The 18094-nt window shown below is 51.5% G+C and carries 20 protein-coding genes and 1 riboswitch; of the genes, 16 read left to right on the top strand and 4 right to left on the bottom strand.

Features of this window, described 5'->3' with window-relative positions:
• Nucleotides 1–320 precede the first annotated feature (320 nt).
• From RHD99_RS03540 to ruvX, 7 genes are all read left to right on the top strand, one after another.
• Complete coding sequence (locus RHD99_RS03540; protein ID WP_183270600.1) at nt 321–1715, top strand: sugar porter family MFS transporter; 1395 nt, start codon at nt 321–323, stop codon at nt 1713–1715.
• A 71-nt stretch (nt 1716–1786) separates the two neighbouring features.
• On the top strand, nt 1787–2302 hold the full coding sequence (locus RHD99_RS03535) for a SprT family zinc-dependent metalloprotease (RefSeq protein ID WP_183270601.1): 516 nt from the start codon (nt 1787–1789) through the stop codon (nt 2300–2302).
• Nucleotides 2303–2394: 92 nt separating this feature from the next.
• Complete coding sequence (gene endA, locus RHD99_RS03530; RefSeq protein ID WP_183270602.1) at nt 2395–3102, top strand: deoxyribonuclease I; 708 nt, start codon at nt 2395–2397, stop codon at nt 3100–3102.
• Nucleotides 3103–3203: 101 nt separating this feature from the next.
• Entirely contained in the window at nt 3204–3935 is a 732-nt protein-coding gene (gene rsmE, locus RHD99_RS03525; RefSeq protein ID WP_309877458.1) for a 16S rRNA (uracil(1498)-N(3))-methyltransferase, read from the top strand.
• A gap of 50 nt (nt 3936–3985) precedes the next feature.
• Nucleotides 3986–4933, top strand: a complete 948-nt coding sequence (gene gshB / locus RHD99_RS03520; protein WP_309877457.1) for a glutathione synthase — start codon at nt 3986–3988, stop codon at nt 4931–4933.
• A 136-nt stretch (nt 4934–5069) separates the two neighbouring features.
• Nucleotides 5070–5633: a YqgE/AlgH family protein gene (locus tag RHD99_RS03515; protein ID WP_309877456.1), complete on the top strand. Its 564-nt coding sequence runs from the start codon at nt 5070–5072 to the stop codon at nt 5631–5633.
• Nucleotides 5633–6052, top strand: a complete 420-nt coding sequence (ruvX, locus tag RHD99_RS03510) for a Holliday junction resolvase RuvX (RefSeq protein WP_309877455.1) — start codon at nt 5633–5635, stop codon at nt 6050–6052. The genes RHD99_RS03515 and ruvX overlap by 1 nt, the downstream gene beginning before the upstream one ends.
• Here the strand turns inward: ruvX and RHD99_RS03505 are convergent.
• Nucleotides 6018–7082, bottom strand: coding sequence for a type IV pilus twitching motility protein PilT (locus tag RHD99_RS03505; RefSeq protein ID WP_309877454.1), 1065 nt, complete (start codon nt 7080–7082; stop codon nt 6018–6020). The genes ruvX and RHD99_RS03505 overlap by 35 nt on opposite strands.
• Nucleotides 7083–7097: 15 nt before the next feature.
• Between RHD99_RS03505 and RHD99_RS03500 the strand changes: the two genes are divergently transcribed.
• From RHD99_RS03500 to hemW, 5 genes are all read left to right on the top strand, one after another.
• Nucleotides 7098–7802 (top strand): YggS family pyridoxal phosphate-dependent enzyme, encoded by a 705-nt coding sequence (locus tag RHD99_RS03500; protein ID WP_309879064.1) that lies wholly within the window; start codon nt 7098–7100, stop codon nt 7800–7802.
• A gap of 87 nt (nt 7803–7889) precedes the next feature.
• Entirely contained in the window at nt 7890–8444 is a 555-nt protein-coding gene (locus tag RHD99_RS03495; protein WP_309877453.1) for a YggT family protein, read from the top strand.
• Entirely contained in the window at nt 8441–8731 is a 291-nt protein-coding gene (gene yggU / locus RHD99_RS03490) for a DUF167 family protein YggU (RefSeq protein ID WP_183270609.1), read from the top strand. Before RHD99_RS03495 ends, yggU begins: the two co-directional genes overlap by 4 nt.
• Before the next feature lie 28 nt (nt 8732–8759).
• Complete coding sequence (locus RHD99_RS03485) at nt 8760–9353, top strand: XTP/dITP diphosphatase (protein WP_309877452.1); 594 nt, start codon at nt 8760–8762, stop codon at nt 9351–9353.
• Nucleotides 9346–10482 carry a radical SAM family heme chaperone HemW gene (gene hemW / locus RHD99_RS03480; protein ID WP_309877451.1) on the top strand — a complete coding sequence of 379 codons (1137 nt, stop codon included), beginning with the start codon at nt 9346–9348 and terminating at the stop codon, nt 10480–10482. The genes RHD99_RS03485 and hemW overlap by 8 nt, the downstream gene beginning before the upstream one ends.
• Nucleotides 10483–10624: 142 nt before the next feature.
• Here the strand turns inward: hemW and RHD99_RS03475 are convergent, their stop codons facing one another.
• Both RHD99_RS03475 and sgrT read right to left on the bottom strand, forming a co-directional pair.
• Nucleotides 10625–11803 (bottom strand): sugar efflux transporter, encoded by a 1179-nt coding sequence (locus tag RHD99_RS03475; RefSeq protein WP_309877450.1) that lies wholly within the window; start codon nt 11801–11803, stop codon nt 10625–10627.
• 132 nt (nt 11804–11935) lie between these two features.
• Entirely contained in the window at nt 11936–12097 is a 162-nt protein-coding gene (sgrT, locus tag RHD99_RS03470) for a glucose uptake inhibitor SgrT (protein ID WP_183270613.1), read from the bottom strand.
• Between the two features lie 88 nt (nt 12098–12185).
• Here sgrT and sgrR point away from each other — a divergent pair, with 88 nt between their 5' ends.
• The 4 genes from sgrR (at nt 12186) to thiQ (ending at nt 17269) form a co-directional block, all read left to right on the top strand.
• The gene (sgrR, locus tag RHD99_RS03465; RefSeq protein ID WP_309877449.1) at nt 12186–13856 is read left to right on the top strand and encodes an HTH-type transcriptional regulator SgrR; all 1671 of its coding nucleotides are present in this window, start codon (nt 12186–12188) and stop codon (nt 13854–13856) included.
• A gap of 25 nt (nt 13857–13881) precedes the next feature.
• Nucleotides 13882–13981: riboswitch (TPP riboswitch) on the top strand.
• A gap of 36 nt (nt 13982–14017) precedes the next feature.
• The gene (thiB, locus tag RHD99_RS03460; protein WP_309877448.1) at nt 14018–15001 is read left to right on the top strand and encodes a thiamine ABC transporter substrate binding subunit; all 984 of its coding nucleotides are present in this window, start codon (nt 14018–14020) and stop codon (nt 14999–15001) included.
• A complete protein-coding gene (gene thiP / locus RHD99_RS03455; RefSeq protein ID WP_309877447.1) occupies nt 14977–16587 on the top strand; it encodes a thiamine/thiamine pyrophosphate ABC transporter permease ThiP in 1611 nt (536 codons plus the stop codon). Before thiB ends, thiP begins: the two co-directional genes overlap by 25 nt.
• On the top strand, nt 16571–17269 hold the full coding sequence (gene thiQ, locus RHD99_RS03450; protein WP_309877446.1) for a thiamine ABC transporter ATP-binding protein ThiQ: 699 nt from the start codon (nt 16571–16573) through the stop codon (nt 17267–17269). Before thiP ends, thiQ begins: the two co-directional genes overlap by 17 nt.
• Here thiQ and RHD99_RS03445 read toward each other — a convergent pair.
• Nucleotides 17266–18039: a DedA family protein gene (locus RHD99_RS03445; protein ID WP_309877445.1), complete on the bottom strand. Its 774-nt coding sequence runs from the start codon at nt 18037–18039 to the stop codon at nt 17266–17268. The two genes, thiQ and RHD99_RS03445, sit on opposite strands and share 4 nt — an antisense overlap.
• Nucleotides 18040–18094: the final 55 nt, after the last annotated feature.

Here is an 18094-nt window from a genome sequence, read left to right as displayed (position 1 = left end):
TTCTGCAAACATTCCATCTCCATAATCAAACACCTCAATGAAAGCGGTTACACACCAGTTCACCAATCTTTAATTAAGATGATTCTTTATTGCAACATTGCATTGTCGTGCTAGTTACATAACATTTCAGAATAGTCCTGAGTATAAATTTTTGGTTTAATTTTACACACATAACACACTGTTTTATATCAAAAAATATCACATACACTTCTTGACACTTGTGTAACCGATTACACTAACGTGAGTTTAATCACACAAATTCATGCGGCGTTACCCTACCCTAGATACAGATACGAAGAATCACTCAACTGGAGAGCTGTATGCCTAATACAAAAAAACAAGGGCGCTCGAACAAAAGCATGACCTTTTTCGTCTGTTTCCTTGCAGCCCTGGCCGGTTTGTTATTTGGCCTGGATATCGGTGTTATCGCCGGTGCACTACCGTTTATTGCTAAAGATTTCCAGATTACTGCGCACCAGCAAGAATGGGTCGTCAGTTCGATGATGTTTGGTGCGGCTGTTGGTGCTGTTGGTAGCGGCTGGCTCTCTTTCCGCATCGGGCGTAAATACAGCCTGATGATTGGCGCAGTGCTTTTCGTTGCCGGTTCGCTTTGCTCTGCATTCGCGCCGAATACTGAAATCCTGATCCTCTCCCGCGTGCTGCTGGGCCTGGCAGTCGGTGTTGCGTCATATACCGCACCGCTTTATCTGTCTGAAATTGCACCAGAAAAAATTCGCGGCAGCATGATTTCGATGTACCAGTTGATGATTACCATCGGTATTCTCGGCGCTTACCTTTCTGACACCGCCTTCAGTTACAGCGGTTCATGGCGCTGGATGTTGGGGGTTATCACCATTCCTGCTCTGATTTTACTGGTAGGCGTGTTCTTCCTGCCGGACAGCCCGCGCTGGTTCGCTGCGAAACGTCGTTTCCACGATGCCGAACGCGTACTGATGCGTCTGCGTGATACCAGTGCAGAAGCAAAACGCGAACTGGAAGAAATCCGCGAAAGCCTGAAGGTTAAACAAAGCGGCTGGTCACTGTTTAAAGACAACAGTAACTTCCGTCGTGCGGTGTTCCTCGGCATCTTGCTTCAGGTCATGCAGCAGTTCACCGGTATGAACGTAATTATGTATTACGCACCGAAGATCTTTGAAATCGCAGGCTTCACCAACACCACTCAGCAAATGTGGGGCACCGTCATCGTTGGGCTTATCAACGTACTGGCGACCTTTATTGCTATCGGTCTGGTGGACAGATGGGGTCGTAAACCTACGTTGGTGCTGGGCTTCATGGTGATGGCGGTCGGCATGGGCGTATTGGGCACAATGCTGCACATCGGGATTCACTCTCAGGGTGCGCAATACTTCGCCATCGCGATGCTGTTAATGTTCATCGTAGGTTTTGCAATGAGTGCTGGCCCGCTGATTTGGGTGCTGTGTTCTGAAATTCAGCCGCTGAAAGGCCGTGATTTTGGTATCACTTGCTCGACCGCCACCAACTGGATTGCGAACATGATTGTCGGTGCAACATTCCTGACCATGCTTAACACTCTGGGCAACGCGAATACCTTCTGGGTCTATGCGGCGCTAAACCTGTTCTTTATTGTGCTGACTCTTTGGTTGATTCCAGAAACCAAACACGTTTCCCTGGAACACATTGAACGTAACTTAATGAAAGGCCGTCGCTTACGCGAGATTGGCGCTCACGAGTAAATTACTCCCGCCCCTATCCACTGCGGATAGGGGCTTGCACCCTGCCCCACCTCGCACTATTCTTGCCCGCTATGAAATCCCCAAGACTCCCCATCGCAATCCAACAGGCCGTTATGCGCTGCCTGCGGGAAAAACTCCAACAGGCCAATCAACACCTGGGACGAAATTATCCCGAACCGAAACTGGTCTATCAGCAGCGTGGCACCGCTGCGGGCACCGCATGGATGGATAGCTACGAAATTCGTCTAAATCCCGTGCTGTTGATGGAAAATCAGCAAACCTTCATTGATGAAGTTGTCCCGCACGAACTGGCTCATTTGTTGGTCTGGAAACACTTTGGTCGCGTTGCACCACACGGCAAAGAGTGGAAATGGATGATGGAAAGCGTGCTTGGCGTTCCTGCAAGGCGCACACACAAATTTGAAGTGCAATCGGTGCGTAAGAATACCTTCCCTTATCGCTGCCGCTGCCAATTACACCAACTTACGGTCAGGCGTCATAACCGTGTCGTACGTGGTGAAGCGGAATACCGCTGTGTTCAATGCGGCGACCTGTTAAAGCCAGACGCTACAACTCCCTGTAATTAAAAACATTAATCTTAAAGTTTCCTGATTTAGCTGATTGAATCCCAAAAATGCATCAGGTAGGGTTCAGGCTCGTTTTAGTAAGGATTCTGGAAATGTCTCGCAAATATTCTTTGGCTGTTGCAGTTATTGCAGCCCTCTCCTCTTTTTCTGCACTCAGTGCTGGTATCAATAATTTCTCTCAAGCCAAAGCCGCTGGCGCAAAAGTGAATGCCGACGCGCCGGGCGACTTCTATTGTGGATGTAAAATCAGCTGGGAAGGGAAAAAGGGTATTCCCGATCTTGAGTCCTGCGGCTACAAAGTTCGGAAGAATGAAAATCGCGCGACGCGTATCGAGTGGGAGCACGTCGTACCGGCCTGGCAGTTCGGTCATCAGCGCCAGTGTTGGCAAGATGGCGGTCGTAAAAACTGTGCCAAAGACCCAGAATATCGCAAAATGGAAAGCGATATGCACAACCTGCAACCCGCAGTAGGCGAAGTAAACGCTGATCGTAACAACTTCATGTACAGCCAGTGGAATGGTGGTGAAGGGCAATACGGGCAGTGTGAAATGAAAGTCGACTTTAAAGATAAGATTGCCGAGCCACCAGCGCGGGCTCGCGGCGCTATCGCCCGCACCTACTTCTACATGCGTGACCAGTATCAGCTCAACCTTTCTCGCCAACAGACCCAGCTATTTGAGGCCTGGAATAAACAATATCCGGTCACAGCCTGGGAGTGCGAACGCGATGAGCGCATCGCTAAAGTTCAGGGCAATCATAACCCTTATGTGCTGCGGGCTTGCCAGGCACAAAACAGCTAACCTACACTAGCGGTCATATTCATTACCGCGCGATGTTTTCTCCCTCTCCTCCAGGAGAGGGGATTAAAACAGTTCGCCTTAGCAACTGGATCCTATCAATCATGCGTATCCCCCGCATTCATCATCCTGAACACCTCGCCGTCGGCCAGGACGTCGCACTTTGCGAAGATGCTGCGAACCACGTCGGTCGCGTATTGCGCATGAGCGCAGGCCACGCACTGCAATTATTTGATGGAAGTAATCAGATCTTTGACGCAGAAATCGTTCAGGCAGATAAGAAAAGTGTGCGAGTAAAGGTAATTAGTGCCACCCTCGATAACCGCGAATCCCCACTGCACCTACATCTCGGTCAGGTCATGTCTCGCGGTGAGAAAATGGAGTTCACGATTCAGAAAGCCGTCGAACTCGGCGTGAATGTGATTACCCCTTTGTTTTCTGAACGCTGTGGCGTAAAACTGGATGCCGAGCGTCTGCATAAGAAGCTCACGCAATGGCAGAAAATTGCCGTTGCTGCCTGCGAACAATGTGGCCGCAATATCGTGCCAGAAGTTCGCCCGGCAATGGACCTCGAAGCGTGGTGTGCAGAACTTGATAACAGCCTGAAGCTGAACCTCCATCCTCGCGCCAACGCCAGTATCAACACGTTGCCGCAACCTGTTGAACGTGTGCGTCTGCTGATTGGCCCTGAAGGCGGTTTAACGGCTGATGAAATTGCGATGACCGCACGCCATCAGTTTACTGATATTCTGTTGGGACCTCGCGTTCTGCGTACTGAGACTACCGCGCTCACCGCCATTACCGCGCTGCAAGTGCGTTTTGGCGACCTGGGCTAAAAACTGGTACAAGGCTTACGCCTTATAGCCAGCTTTAAAGGAGAAAAACAATGATCAAGCTCGGCATCGTGATGGACCCCATCGCAAACATTAACATCAAGAAAGACTCCAGTTTTGCCATGTTGCTGGAAGCACAGCGCCGTGGATACGAACTCCACTATATGGAAATGGCAGATCTGTATTTGATCAACGGTGAAGCGCACGCACGCACACGTCTGATCAGTGTCGAGCAGAACTACGATAAATGGGTCGAATTTGGTAGTGAGCAAGATATCCAGCTTGCCGATCTCGACGTTATTTTAATGCGTAAAGATCCGCCTTTTGATACCGAATTTATCTACGCGACCTACATTCTTGAGCGTGCAGAAGAACAAGGCACGCTGATCGTTAACAAACCGCAAAGCCTGCGCGACTGTAACGAAAAGCTGTTCACCGCCTGGTTTGCTGATTTGACCCCAGAAACGCTGGTAACCCGTAACAAAGCGCAGCTTAAAGCGTTCTGGCAAAAACACGGCGACATCATTCTCAAGCCGCTGGACGGCATGGGCGGCACATCAATCTTCCGCGTTAAAGAAGGCGATCCTAACATCGGCGTCATTGCTGAAACGCTGACTGAACTCGGTAATCGTTACTGCATGGCACAAAACTACCTGCCTGCTATTGTCGATGGCGACAAACGTGTTCTGGTCGTCGATGGCGAACCCGTTCCGTATTGCCTGGCGCGTATTCCACAAGGTGGCGAAACCCGTGGCAATCTGGCCGCCGGTGGCCGTGGCGAACCGCGTCCATTGACTGACAGCGATTGGGAAATTGCCCGCCGCGTCGGCCCAACATTGAAAGCCAAAGGGCTCATCTTTGTTGGTCTGGATATCATCGGCGATCGCCTGACCGAGATTAATGTCACCAGCCCAACATGCATTCGCGAAATCGAAGCCGAATTCCCGGTATCGATCACCGGAATGTTGTTCGACGCTATCGAGAAACGTCTGGCTAAATAATTGTGCACGCTCCCTTTAGGGAAAAGACCCATACCTTTGGTATGGGTCAAGTGTCCGGAGTAGTTTAATAGTGATAAACTGACTATTCCTCGCGCGTTTAATGCCGCTTTTTCAACCGGAACCAGAACCTCTGACAATGAATTTACAGCATCACTTTCTAATTGCCATGCCGGCGCTCCAGGATCCTCTGTTTAAGCGAGCAGTCGTTTATATTTGTGAATATAGCGACGAAGGCGCTATGGGGATAATCATCAATAAACCCCTCGAAAATCTTCAGGTTGACGGTGTTCTTGAAAAATTAAAAATCGAACCAGAACCGCGCGACCCATCCATTCGTCTTGATAAACCTGTTTTTATCGGCGGCCCATTAGCGGAAGACCGGGGTTTTATTTTGCACTCGCCACCGGACTGTTTCGCTTCAAGCATCTGTATTTCTGATGAAACGGTGATCACCACTTCCCGTGATGTGCTCGAAACTATCGGCACGGCCAACCAACCTACGGATGTGATTGTGGCACTGGGCTACTCTTCCTGGGAAAAAGGGCAACTGGAACAAGAGATTTTGGACAACGCCTGGTTAACTGCGCCAGCAGATGCATCGATTATTTTCCACACCCCAATTTCCGAACGCTGGCGTGAAGCCGCGAAATTAATCGGCATTGATATTCATAATATGCCAAGCGAAGCGGGGCACGCATAATGGGCAGTGGGACATTGTTAGCCTTTGATTTCGGTACTAAAAGCATTGGTGTCGCCATCGGGCAGCGTATTACCGGAACGGCGCGCCCTTTAACCGCGCTGAAAGCACAAGATGGTACGCCAGACTGGAATGCTATCGAAAAAATCCTTAAAGAGTGGCAGCCCGATGAAGTCATCGTTGGCTTACCCCTGAATATGGATGGCACCGAACAGCCACTTACCGTCCGTGCGCGTAAGTTTGCCAACCGCCTGCATGGGCGTTTTGGCGTAAAAGTTTCTCTGCAGGATGAGCGCCTGAGCACCGTTGAAGCCCGTGCAGGCTTGTTTGAACACGGCGGTTTCCGGGCTTTAAACAAAGGTAGCATTGACTCAGCCTCCGCAGTCATCATTCTTGAAAGTTGGTTTGACTATAACCCTTGATTGTTACCTCTACGGCGGAAGGCGCACTCGCGACTCCGCACTCCGCCGTTGCAAGCTGACCTTTCCCAAGAAACATCGCCTCGCTTTGCGCAAAACTCTGCATGCCATATTGCTGGCCGGTTTGAATTAGCCCGGGTAATTGATGCGTTTTCCCCTCGCGGATAAGACTCGCCACAGCAGGGGTATTTACCAATAATTCAAACAAAGCCCCCCTTCCACCTTGAGCATCAGGTTGTAATTTCTGCGCAAGCACAGCTTTTAAGCTACCGGCTAGCTGGCTGCGCACCATGCTTTTTTCCTCTGCAGGAAAGACATCCACCAGCCGTTCCACCGCTTGTGCGGCACCGCGAGTATGCAATGTTGCCAGTACCAGATGGCCGGTTTCCGCAGCAGTGAGCGCCAGACGGATAGTTTCGCTATCGCGTAATTCCCCCAGCAAAATCACATCCGGGTCTTCACGTAATGCGGCACGTAAAGCGGCGGCAAAAGAGCGGCAATGCGTGCCGGGTTCACGCTGCTGAATCAGACTGTGATGAGAGGAATGAACAAACTCAATTGGATCTTCCAGCGTCAGTATATGCCCATCAAGCCGATGATTGAGATGATCAACCATTGCCGCAAGCGTGGTGGATTTACCGCTGCCCGTCGCACCAGTGACCAGAATCAGGCCATCTCGCGACTGTAGCAATTCGGGTATCAGTGGCGGGACATTTAACGCCTCAAGTTTGGGGCAGTTTAAAGGCAATAACCGCAAGGCAAGAGAGTGCCCATGCAACTGGTGAAATGCGTTAGCCCGCAATCGCACCCCTGATTGTAGGGTCACGGCAAAATCAACCTGCCCGGTTTCTTGCAGTTGCACCTTTTGTGCTTTCGACAGCCAGTCTTCCAGCAAAACATCCGGCTCAGGAGCACCTCCAGGCAGCAGTTCAAGCCGCCCTTGCCTGCGCCAGCGAGCAGGAAGGTGCGCGCACAGGTGTAGATCAGAGACATTATGCTTTACACTAAGGGCCACAATTTCTTCGATATCCATATCACTTTCCAACCTATGAATGAGATAACGCACAATCTGGCACAGGTTCAGCACAAAATCTTAGCGGCAACTAAACGCTGCGGCCGTGCTCCAGAGGAAGTTACTTTGCTTGCAGTAAGCAAAACGAAGCCTGCGAGCGCCCTCGCAGAAGCGATTGCTGCCGGGCAACGCGCTTTCGGTGAAAACTACGTGCAAGAAGGCGTGGATAAAATTCGTTACTTTGCCGAGAACAGCGAAGCCACACTGGAATGGCACTTTATCGGCCCTTTACAGTCGAACAAAAGCCGTCTGGTCGCTGAACATTTTGACTGGTGCCACACCGTCGACAGGCTTCGTATCGCCACCCGTTTAAGCGAACAGCGTCCGGCCGAACTTGCACCGCTTAACGTGCTGATCCAAATAAACATTAGTGATGAACAAAGCAAGTCTGGTATTGCGCTAAGTGAGCTTGATGCGCTGGCGGCTGACGTCGCTGCACTACCGGGTTTGGTGTTACGAGGTTTAATGGCGATCCCTGCCCCTGAACCTGATTACGAGCATCAGTTAGCAGTTTGCCAGAAAATGGCAGCCGCTTTCACATCGCTCAAAAACCGCTATGCAACGGTTGATACGTTGTCTCTGGGCATGACCGATGACATGGACGCCGCGATTGCCGCAGGCAGCACCATGGTGCGCATTGGAACCGCTATTTTCGGCGCGCGGGATTACTCCGCCAGCTAAACCGTAGCCCAATAGATTTCAGGTTGTAGGACGCAAAATTATGCATCTACAGCCAGAAAGATGCAGGGCTTATTATTGAGGAACACCATGCTAACGTTGACTTTCCTGGTCAAAACACTGATTGAACTGTATGTGATGGTGCTGTTAATTCGCATCTGGATGCAGTGGTCGCGTTGTGATTTTTACAATCCTTTTGCCCAATTTATCGTCAAGATTACCCAACCGATTGTCGGGCCATTGCGCCGGATAATCCCTTCGATTGGGCCAATTGATACCTCTTCGTTGCTGGTGGCGTTTATTCTCACCACGCTGAAGTATCCTGTTCTGCTGCTGATTCAGGTAGGCGCGCTGTCGCTTGACCCAATGAATCTGCTGGTTGGCCTGTTATCGCTGTTCAAGTCCGCCGGTACGCTGGTGTTCTGGGTCATTATTATTCGTTCGCTGATGAGTTGGATTAGCCAGGGTCGCAGTCCAATTGAATACGTGCTGATGCAATTGACCGAACCGATGATGGCGCCAATTCGCCGTGTTATTCCGGCAATGGGCGGCATTGATTTCTCCGCGATGGTCGTGATTTTGATTCTGTATGCACTGAATTACCTTGGCATGGATCTGTTCCCGGGGCTGTGGTATTTGCTGTGAGTGCAGTGAGTCAAACCGCAGACGGGCTGGTTTTACGGCTGTATATTCAGCCTAAAGCCAGCCGGGATAGCATTATTGGGTTGCATGGCGACGAACTAAAAGTCGCCATCACCGCGCCGCCAATTGACGGCAAAGCCAATGCCCATCTGGTAAAATATCTGGCTAAACAGTTCCGCGTCGCCAAAAGCCAGGTTGTGGTTGAGAAAGGCGAGTTGGGCCGTCATAAGCAAGTTAAGATTATCGACCCGCAACAAATCCCGACGGAAGTCGCGGCATTGCTCGAATAATTACCGAATTTCACAGGATTATCTCACTATGCAAAAAGTTGTCCTCGCGACCGGTAACGCCGGTAAAGTGCGTGAACTTGCCGATTTACTGGGCAATTTTGGTCTGGATGTTGTGGCACAAACTGAGTTAGGCGTGGAGTCAGCCGAAGAAACTGGCCTGACGTTTATCGAAAACGCCGTTCTGAAAGCCCGTCACGCGGCGCAGATTACGGGTTTGCCTGCCATCGCTGATGATTCTGGTCTGGCTGTCGATGTTTTGGGCGGCGCCCCGGGTATTTACTCGGCACGTTACGCAGGCATTGACGCAACGGATCAGCAGAATCTGGAAAAGCTACTGGCTACACTGAAAGATGTGCCGGACGAACAACGCAAAGCGCGGTTCCATTGTGTGCTGGTGTATATGCGTCATGCAGAAGATCCAACACCGCTGGTGTGTCACGGCAGTTGGGAAGGTCAGATTACCCGCGAGGCCGCAGGAGCTGGCGGCTTTGGCTACGACCCGATTTTCTTTGTCCCTACCGAGGGAAAAACTGCGGCTGAACTCACTCGTGATGAAAAACGCGCGATTTCCCACCGTGGGCAAGCACTAAAACTGTTACTGGAAGCAATGAAAAATGGCTAATTTGCCACCACTGAGTCTCTATATTCACATCCCGTGGTGCGTGCAGAAGTGCCCCTACTGTGACTTCAATTCTCATGCACTAAAAGGCGACGTCCCGCACGACGAGTATGTCGCCCACCTGTTGCGCGATCTGGACAACGACGCGCCATTGGCACAAGGACGTGAAATAAAGACCATCTTTATTGGTGGCGGTACGCCTAGCTTGCTTTCAAGCGAGGCGATGCAAACGTTGCTCGATGGCGTGCGTGCACGTCTGCCGCTGGCAGCGAATGCAGAAATTACCATGGAAGCGAACCCTGGCACCGTTGAGGCCGACCGTTTCGTTGGCTATCAACGTGCTGGCGTGAACCGCATTTCTATCGGTGTGCAGAGTTTTAGCGAAGAAAAACTCAAACGCCTGGGCCGTATTCATGATGCGGGTGAAGCGAAACGTGCGGCAAATCTGGCTAGCGGATTAGGGCTGCGTAGTTTCAATCTGGATTTGATGCACGGTTTGCCAGACCAGTCGCTTGAAGAAGCACTGGATGATTTGCGCCAGGCCATTGAGCTTAATCCCCCGCATCTTTCCTGGTATCAGTTGACGATTGAACCGAACACGCTGTTTAGCTCACGTCCGCCAAAACTGCCGGACGACGACGCGCTGTGGGATATTTTCGAACAGGGCGACAAACTGCTAACGGCTGCGGGATATCAGCAATACGAAACCTCGGCATACGCAAAACCGGGTTATCAGTGTCAGCACAACCTGAACTACTGGCGTTTTGGCGACTACCTGGGAATTGGCTGTGGCGCACACGGTAAAGTGACGTTCGAAGACGGGCGCATTATGCGTACCGCCAAAACGCGACACCCACGCGGCTATATGGAAGGTAAATACCTCGATCGCCAGCACGATGTTGAGCAAGCGGATAAACCGTTCGAGTTCTTTATGAACCGTTTCCGCCTGCTGGAAGCCGCACCGCGCAATGAATTTAGCCTGTATACCGGGCTGGACGAAACCGTGATTCGTGCACAGTTAGATGAAGCCATTGCCAAAGACTACCTGATTGAAACTGAGGAATATTGGCAAATTACCGAGCACGGGAAGCTGTTTTTGAATTCGCTGCTGGAACTGTTTTTAGCTGAATAAAAATCAACACTATCAAAAATACCCTAAATAATTCGAGTTGCAGAAAGGCGGCAAGAGAGTGAATCCCCAGGAGCTTACACAAGTAAGTGACTGGGGTGAGGGAGCGCAGCCAACGCATCTGCAGCTTGAAGTATGACGGGTATTAGATATTTTTGACCCTACTGGTCAAAACCAGCGCTAACACCGCCAATCCCGCAATCAGCCAATACACCGAATAGTGCCCAAAACTCTCAGCCAGCGCGCCTTGTAACACCCCTGCCAGAATCACGCCGGTAGAGATACTGTTGGTAAATAATGTGGTCGCGGACCCCGGCTTGCCCGGCATTAAATCCTGGAACCATAGCATTCCAATCCCGGCGACAATGCCAATAAATACCGCATTAAATAATTGGAGCAACAGCAGCGCCGTGCGGCTGTGGAACAGAATCAGTCCAACGTAAAACAGCACGCCCGCCGCCACCGCAATCACCATCATGCGCCGCTTACCAAAACGCCTCACATAATAGCCCGCAAGGATCATCGCCGGGATTTCAAGCCCCGCAGCCGTCCCCATCAGTAGCCCCGCCAGCGACTCAGGCAACCCTAAATCACTGCTGACCCACAGCGGCATATCTATGATGTACATGGTGTTGCAAGTCCACATCAGCATCGATGCGATGAACAACATACGGACGTTCTTGTCTTTCCAGCCGCTAACTTCCGTAAGCGCCAGATCGGCGGGCTGCTCAATTCGGCTGACCGACGGCAGAGCAAAAAAGATAAGCGCCAGCGAAATAACAAAAATCCCCGCCGCGATAAGAAACATGGTGGTAAAGCCGTAGTTTAACGCCAGCATAAACGACAACGGCGGGCCAATGACCCAGGCAAGCGACAATTGCGCACGCATTATCGAGCTGAACATCACGACTTCACGAGCTGACCTATCCGCATACTCGCGAGCCAGGGCGAAGATTTGCGGCATCGCCGTGTTAGCAATGGAAGCGAACATGACGCCCACGGTGATTAACGTCAGGTAGTGACGGTTAAAAGCAAATAAAATGCAGTTTGCTACGGCCATCGCGCAGCAAATCATAATCAGTTTGCGCCTGTCGCCCCGGCTATCGGAACGCTTCGCCAGCATCAGGCTGACCAGAATCCCGGCTATCGCATTGACGGTATAAAATAACCCGACCCAGAACGGCCGCACTTGCACTTCACGCGTTAAAAACAGGCTCAGCGTGGGCGCCTGAAGTGCCCCTGCAATCCCCATCATAAATGCCACAACCATAAATGCCGTGTACACCGGATTGAGGCGTCGTCCTTTTGTCAAAAACCAGGCCATGCAGAGAGATCCTTTTGCTTGAGCGGGTGATAAATGTGCAAGCCGTCCACTATACCGAATAAAAAAGCCAGCGGTAAAAAACCGCTGGCTGGGTGAACATCACCAATTCTCAGTCACACATGAATCAACGAGTTAGTACTTCACGGTTGCGGAAGTGGTGACTTCCCACTGCATTAAGTCCTCGAGCATCCTCAGACGTTGCGACGCTGTCTGGCGAGCCAGCCATCCAGCAGAAACACGTTGTGTTGCGGCAAAATACTGTTGATAAAACTTAACAACCGGTGACCGTTTCATATGTACCTCCTCGCTTTCATCGTTGATGATTATTGGCGTAATATGAGGAAAGTTAAATTGATGAGTTTCTGCCAGGAGTTCCTCTTTTATGTCTACAGGTCGTCTACAGCAACAATTCATTCGCCTCTGGCAAAGCTTCGAAGGCAAGCCGCAAGAAACGACGCTGAATGATTTGGCCGAACTGCTGAATTGCTCCCGCCGCCATATGCGAACGTTGCTCAGCGCGATGCAGGAAAATGGCTGGTTAAGCTGGCAAGCCGAAGCCGGGCGCGGCAAGCGATCAAAGCTTGAGTTTCTGTACACTGGCCTTGCGCTTCAGCAACAGCGCGCAGAAGATCTTCTCGAGCAGGACCGAATTGATCAACTGGTGCAAATCGTTGGCGATAAAGCAGCCGTTCGCCAAATGCTGATTTCTCACCTCGGCAGGAGTTTCCGACAAGGGCGGCATATTCTGCGCGTTCTCTACTATCGCCCACTGCTAAATCTGTTGCCTGGCTCAGCTTTACGTCGTTCCGAAACCCATATTGCCCGGCAAATTTTCAGCGGGCTTATCCGAATAAATGAGGAAAATGGGGAACTGGAGGCGGATATTGCCCACCACTGGCAACAAATTTCCCCATTACATTGGCGTTTTTATCTTCGCCCCGGCATTCATTTTCACCATGGCCGTGAGTTGGATATGCTGGATGTGACGACATCCTTGCAACGTATCAGCACTTTGCCGCTTTATTCGCATATTAAGGAAATTACCTCGCCTACGGCCTGGACGCTGGATATTACCCTCTCACAACCCGACAAATGGCTGCCGTGGCTGCTGGGCAGCGTCAATGCGATGATCCTGCCGCGTGAATGGCAGACCTTATCCAACTTTGCTCGTCAGCCCGTCGGTACCGGCCCGTATTCGGTGGTACGCAACAATACCAACCAGCTGAAAATTCAGGCCTACGATGATTACTTCGGTTATCGGGCATTGATTGACGAGGTGAATTTTTGGGTGCTGCCGGAAATTGGTGAAGAGGTCAGTTGTGCGGTGCAATTGTCAGGAATGCCCGACAGCGAGAAAGCCATCGAAAGTCGTCTTGAAGAAGGCTGCTACTATATTTTGTTCGATAGCCGCTCAACACTGGGTAGCAATACAGAAGTGCGCCGCTGGTTGAGCCATGTTCTGGCACCGATCCATCTGCTTTACAGCACAGGTGCACAAAATCAGCAATACTGGTTCCCAGCCTACGGGCTGCTACCGCGCTGGCACCACACTCGCCCACAGCCGGTACTTGAAAAACCTGCCGGGCTAGAGTCTGTAACGCTGACTTTTTATCGTGATCACGTGGAACATCGGGTGATCAGTAAGGTTATGGAAGAACTGCTGGCCCGCATTGGCATTGAACTTGTGGTGCAAGAAGTCAGTTATGAGGAGTGGCATCAGGGCGATGCTGAAAGTGATATCTGGCTTAACAGCGCGAACTTCACTCTGCCGTTAGAGTTTTCACTCTATTCACATCTTTATGAAGTGCCGTTGATTCAAAAATGCCTCGCTATTGACTGGGAAACGGACACCAGTAAATGGCACAACGGTGAGCTTTCTTTGCCTGAGTGGTGCCAGAGTCGCGTGGAAAATAACGATATCTTGCCGTTAATCCACCACTGGTTGCGCATTGAAGGGCAACGCAGTATGCGTGGGGTGAGAATGAACACGTTGGGGTGGTTCGACTTTAAGTCGGCATGGTTTGCACCACCTGAACCAATACCCCTTTCGTAATATTTACATAATCACTACAATGCACGCGTTCTCAACGGGGTGCTAAGGCGAAAGTCTGGCTGAGATAATACCCGTCGAACCTGATCCGGATAACGCCGGCGAAGGGATTTGAGGCTCATTTCTCAAAGTCCTTTGCCACCCCTAATCCCAAGAGGTGCAAAGTGTTCAAAAAATTATTGCCGTTGCTTGCGCTCATCGCAGCACCTGTTTTTGCCAAACCCCTGCTGACTGTTTATACCTACGACTCTTTTGCTGCCGACTGGGGCCCAGGGCCTGCGGTGAAAAAGGCCTTTGAAGCTGACTGCAATTGCGAGCTGAAATTCGTCGCACTCGAAGACGGTGTGTCGCTACTCAACCGCATCCGGATGGAAGGTAAAAACAGTAAAGCCGACGTCGTTCTGGGACTGGATAACAACCTTCTGGAAGCGGCCACGCAGACCAAATTGTTTGCACCGAGCAAAACGGACACCAGCGCGTTGAAAATCCCAGGCGGCTGGAGCAACGATACCTTCGTGCCGTTCGATTACGGCTACTTCGCCTTTGTGTACGATAAAAACAAACTGAAAAACCCGCCAAAAAGCCTTAAAGAACTGGTCGAAAGCGACCAACAGTGGAAAGTGATTTATCAGGACCCGCGCACCAGCACGCCAGGCCTGGGCCTGCTGTTATGGATGCAAAAAGTGTATGGCGACAAGTCGCCTGAAGCGTGGCAGAAGCTGGCGAAGAAAACGGTCACCGTGACTAAAGGCTGGAGCGAAGCCTACGGCCTGTTCCTGAAAGGCGAAGGCGATTTGGTGATGAGCTACACCACTTCTCCGGCTTATCACATTATCGAAGAGAAAAAAGATAACTACGCGGCAGCGAATTTCAGCGAAGGCCACTATTTGCAGGTGGAAGTTGCCGGTCGTCTGGCATCAAGCAAACAGCCTGAACTGGCTGAAAAGTTCATGACTTTTATCACATCACCTGGCTTCCAGAATACCGTTGCGACGGGAAACTGGATGTACCCAGTGACCGATGTGAAATTGCCTGAAGGCTTTAATGGCCTGGTCAAACCGCAGAACACCCTGGAATACAGCGCAGAAGACGTCTCTAAACAACGCGCCAACTGGATTAGCGAATGGCAACGCGCCGTCAGCCGCTAATTCCCGGCTGGCTGATTCCAGGGCTTTGTGCCGCCACACTTGTGGTGGCCGTAGCCCTGGCGGCTTTTATCGCGCTGTGGTTTAACGCGCCACAAACGGATATCCGCGCCCTGGTGCAGGATAGCTATTTGTGGCACGTACTGCGTTTCTCGTTCTGGCAGGCGTTTCTCTCCGCCGCACTTTCCGTGTTCCCGGCTATTTTTCTGGCTCGTGCGCTTTATCGTCGCCGTTTTCCAGGCCGTTTAGCCCTGTTACGTCTTTGTGCCATGACGCTGGTTTTACCGGTGTTGGTGGCGGTATTTGGTATTCTGACGGTATACGGGCGTGAAGGTTGGCTGGCCTCGCTTTGCGCAAAGTTAGGGATAGAGTGGGCGTTCTCGCCGTATGGTTTAAAAGGCATTTTACTCGCCCACGTCTTCTTTAACCTGCCGATGGCGACACGTCTGCTGCTTCAGGCGTTAGAAAATATCCCCAGCGAGCAGCGCCAGGTTGCCGCACAACTCGGTATGCAGGGGTGGAATTTCTTCCGTTTTGTCGAATGGCCGTGGTTGCGACGCCAAATTCTTCCGGCTGCTGCACTCATTTTTATGCTCTGTTTCGCAAGCTTCGCCACCGTGCTTTCGCTGGGCGGTGGACCGCAAGCAACCACTATCGAACTGGCTATCTTCCAGGCGCTGAGCTACGACTACGACCCCGCTCGAGCGGCCTTACTTGCGATGGTGCAGATGGTTTGCTGTTTGGCTCTGGTGCTATTAAGTCAGCGGCTTAGCAAAGCGATTCCGGTGGGGAATAGCCAGATGCATGGCTGGCGCGACCGCCAGGATAACCTGCGACGTAAACTGTGCGACGGGGGGCTTATCACCTTCGCGCTGTTGCTGTTATTACCCCCGTTATTGGCAGTGATTATTGATGGATTCAATAGTGGCTTTAGCGCCGTGTTGTCACAGCCGGTGCTTTGGCAGGCTTTACTAACTTCGTTAAGGATCGCCGTGGGTGCCGGGCTGATTTGTGTGGTTATCACGGTAATGTTGCTGTGGAGCTCGCGAGAATTGCGCCTGCGTAACCGCGCTTTGGCCGGGCAAGCGCTGGAACTTAGCGGCATGTTGATTCTGGCCATGCCAGGTATCGTGCTGGCGACCGGCTTTTTCCTGCTGCTCAATAACACCGTGGGTTTACCGCAAACGGCTGATGGTATTGTGATTTTCACCAACGCATTGATGGCAATCCCCTACGCGCTAAAAGTGCTGGAAAACCCCATGCTGGACGTTGCTGAACGCTATACCAGGCTTTGCCAGTCGCTAAATATTAGTGGCGTAAACCGTCTGCGTTTTATCGAGCTGCGCGCGCTCAAACGCCCACTGGCGCAGGCACTGGCGTTTGCTTGTGTGTTATCGATTGGCGATTTCGGTGTCGTGGCTTTGTTTGGCAATGAAGATTTCCGCACGCTGCCGTTTTATCTCTATCAACAAATTGGTTCATATCGCAGCCAGGACGGAGCCGTAACCGCGCTTATCCTGCTGATACTGTGCTTTGCTTTATTCACTTTGATTGAAAAACTTCCGGGACGCCATGCTGATTCTCAATGATATAACCTGGCTCTATCACCATTTGCCGATGCGTTTTTCGATGAAGATTAACTGTGGTGAACGCGTTGCGGTGCTGGGGCCAAGTGGTGCGGGGAAAAGTACGCTGCTCAGTTTGGTTGCGGGTTTTCTCACCCCCGCCAGAGGGCAGATTATGCTGCATGGAGAAGACCATACGCGTACCGCTCCGGCACAGCGTCCAGTGTCGATGCTGTTCCAGGAAAACAATCTTTTCATGCACCTGACGGTGCGCCAGAACATTGGCCTCGGGTTAAATCCAGGGCTTAAACTCAACGCGGCACAACAAGAGCGGCTCACGACGATTGCCAGCCAGATGGCGATTAGCGATTTACTCGACCGGCTTCCGTCACAACTCTCTGGCGGTCAGCGCCAGCGTGTCGCCCTCGCCCGTTGTCTGGTGCGTGAACAGCCTATTTTGTTGCTTGATGAACCGTTCTCGGCACTCGACCCGGCGCTGCGCCAGGAAATGCTCGCGTTGCTTGATGACCTGTGTCGCCAGCAACAATTGACGCTGTTGATGGTGTCACACAGTATTGAAGATGCGGCACGAATCGCCGAAAGAAGCCTGGTAGTGGTAGATGGCCGTATCGCCTGGGATGGCGACACGGCAACGTTATTGAGCGGAGAAGCCAGTGCATCCGCACTGTTGGGGATCAACCGTTAAGCGTGGCCCGTAAGCACTTTCCACAAAATATCACGATAAATCGGCATTAACGGGTGCATTTGAATGGCGACAAATCCACCTACCGCCAGTACTGCCATGAGTGGCGCTAACCAGTGTAAACGCGCGCGTGGCAGGTATTTCGTCAGGCGATCGGATGTTGCTTTGCCACTACGCCACCAGCGCCAGCATAACCATGCCGCCAGCCAGATAAACAACGCCACCAGCAGTAAGAGCCACTTAAAGCTGCTGCTCTGCATATCCGCAGGAATATCTATCGCCGCACCCGCCAAAATCCCCGGTAAAAAATAGACCGGCGGCCAGAAAATGCAGCCAATAATGTTCGGAATAATAAATTTAGAAACGGGGAGATCCAGCATGCCCGCGACCATTGGCACCAGTGGTCGCGTCGGGCCAACAAAGCGGCCGACCAGGATAGTAAACATGCTGTGCTGATGCAGTGCATGTTCAGTTTTATCCAGCAACGCTTTGTTCTTTTTCATAAACGACCAGCGATGCAGTGGCCCTTTGAAGCGCCCACCCAGCCAGAATGAAATCCAGTCGCCCAGCAAGCAACCGACAATCCCCGCAGCCCAGGCGTGATAAAAATCGACCTGCCCCCCACCAATTAGCGCACCAAGCCCTGCCATCATCACGGTGCCGGGAAGGATAAGCCCAACCAGTGCCAGTGATTCGAGGAAGGCCACCAGCATCACCGCAAAAAGCGAATACATTACTGATTGAGTAATAAAGTGTTCCAGCAAAGCTTCCATAAAGCGTCCGTCGAGAAACGAGTTGGCGATTCTCCTGAGTGTGGAATGAAGCGTC

Source organism: Buttiauxella selenatireducens (assembly GCF_031432975.1).
Classification (GTDB): domain Bacteria; phylum Pseudomonadota; class Gammaproteobacteria; order Enterobacterales; family Enterobacteriaceae; genus Buttiauxella; species Buttiauxella selenatireducens.
Note: the sequence above shows the minus strand (reverse complement) of the source record. Positions and strands in the feature narration are given on the sequence as shown.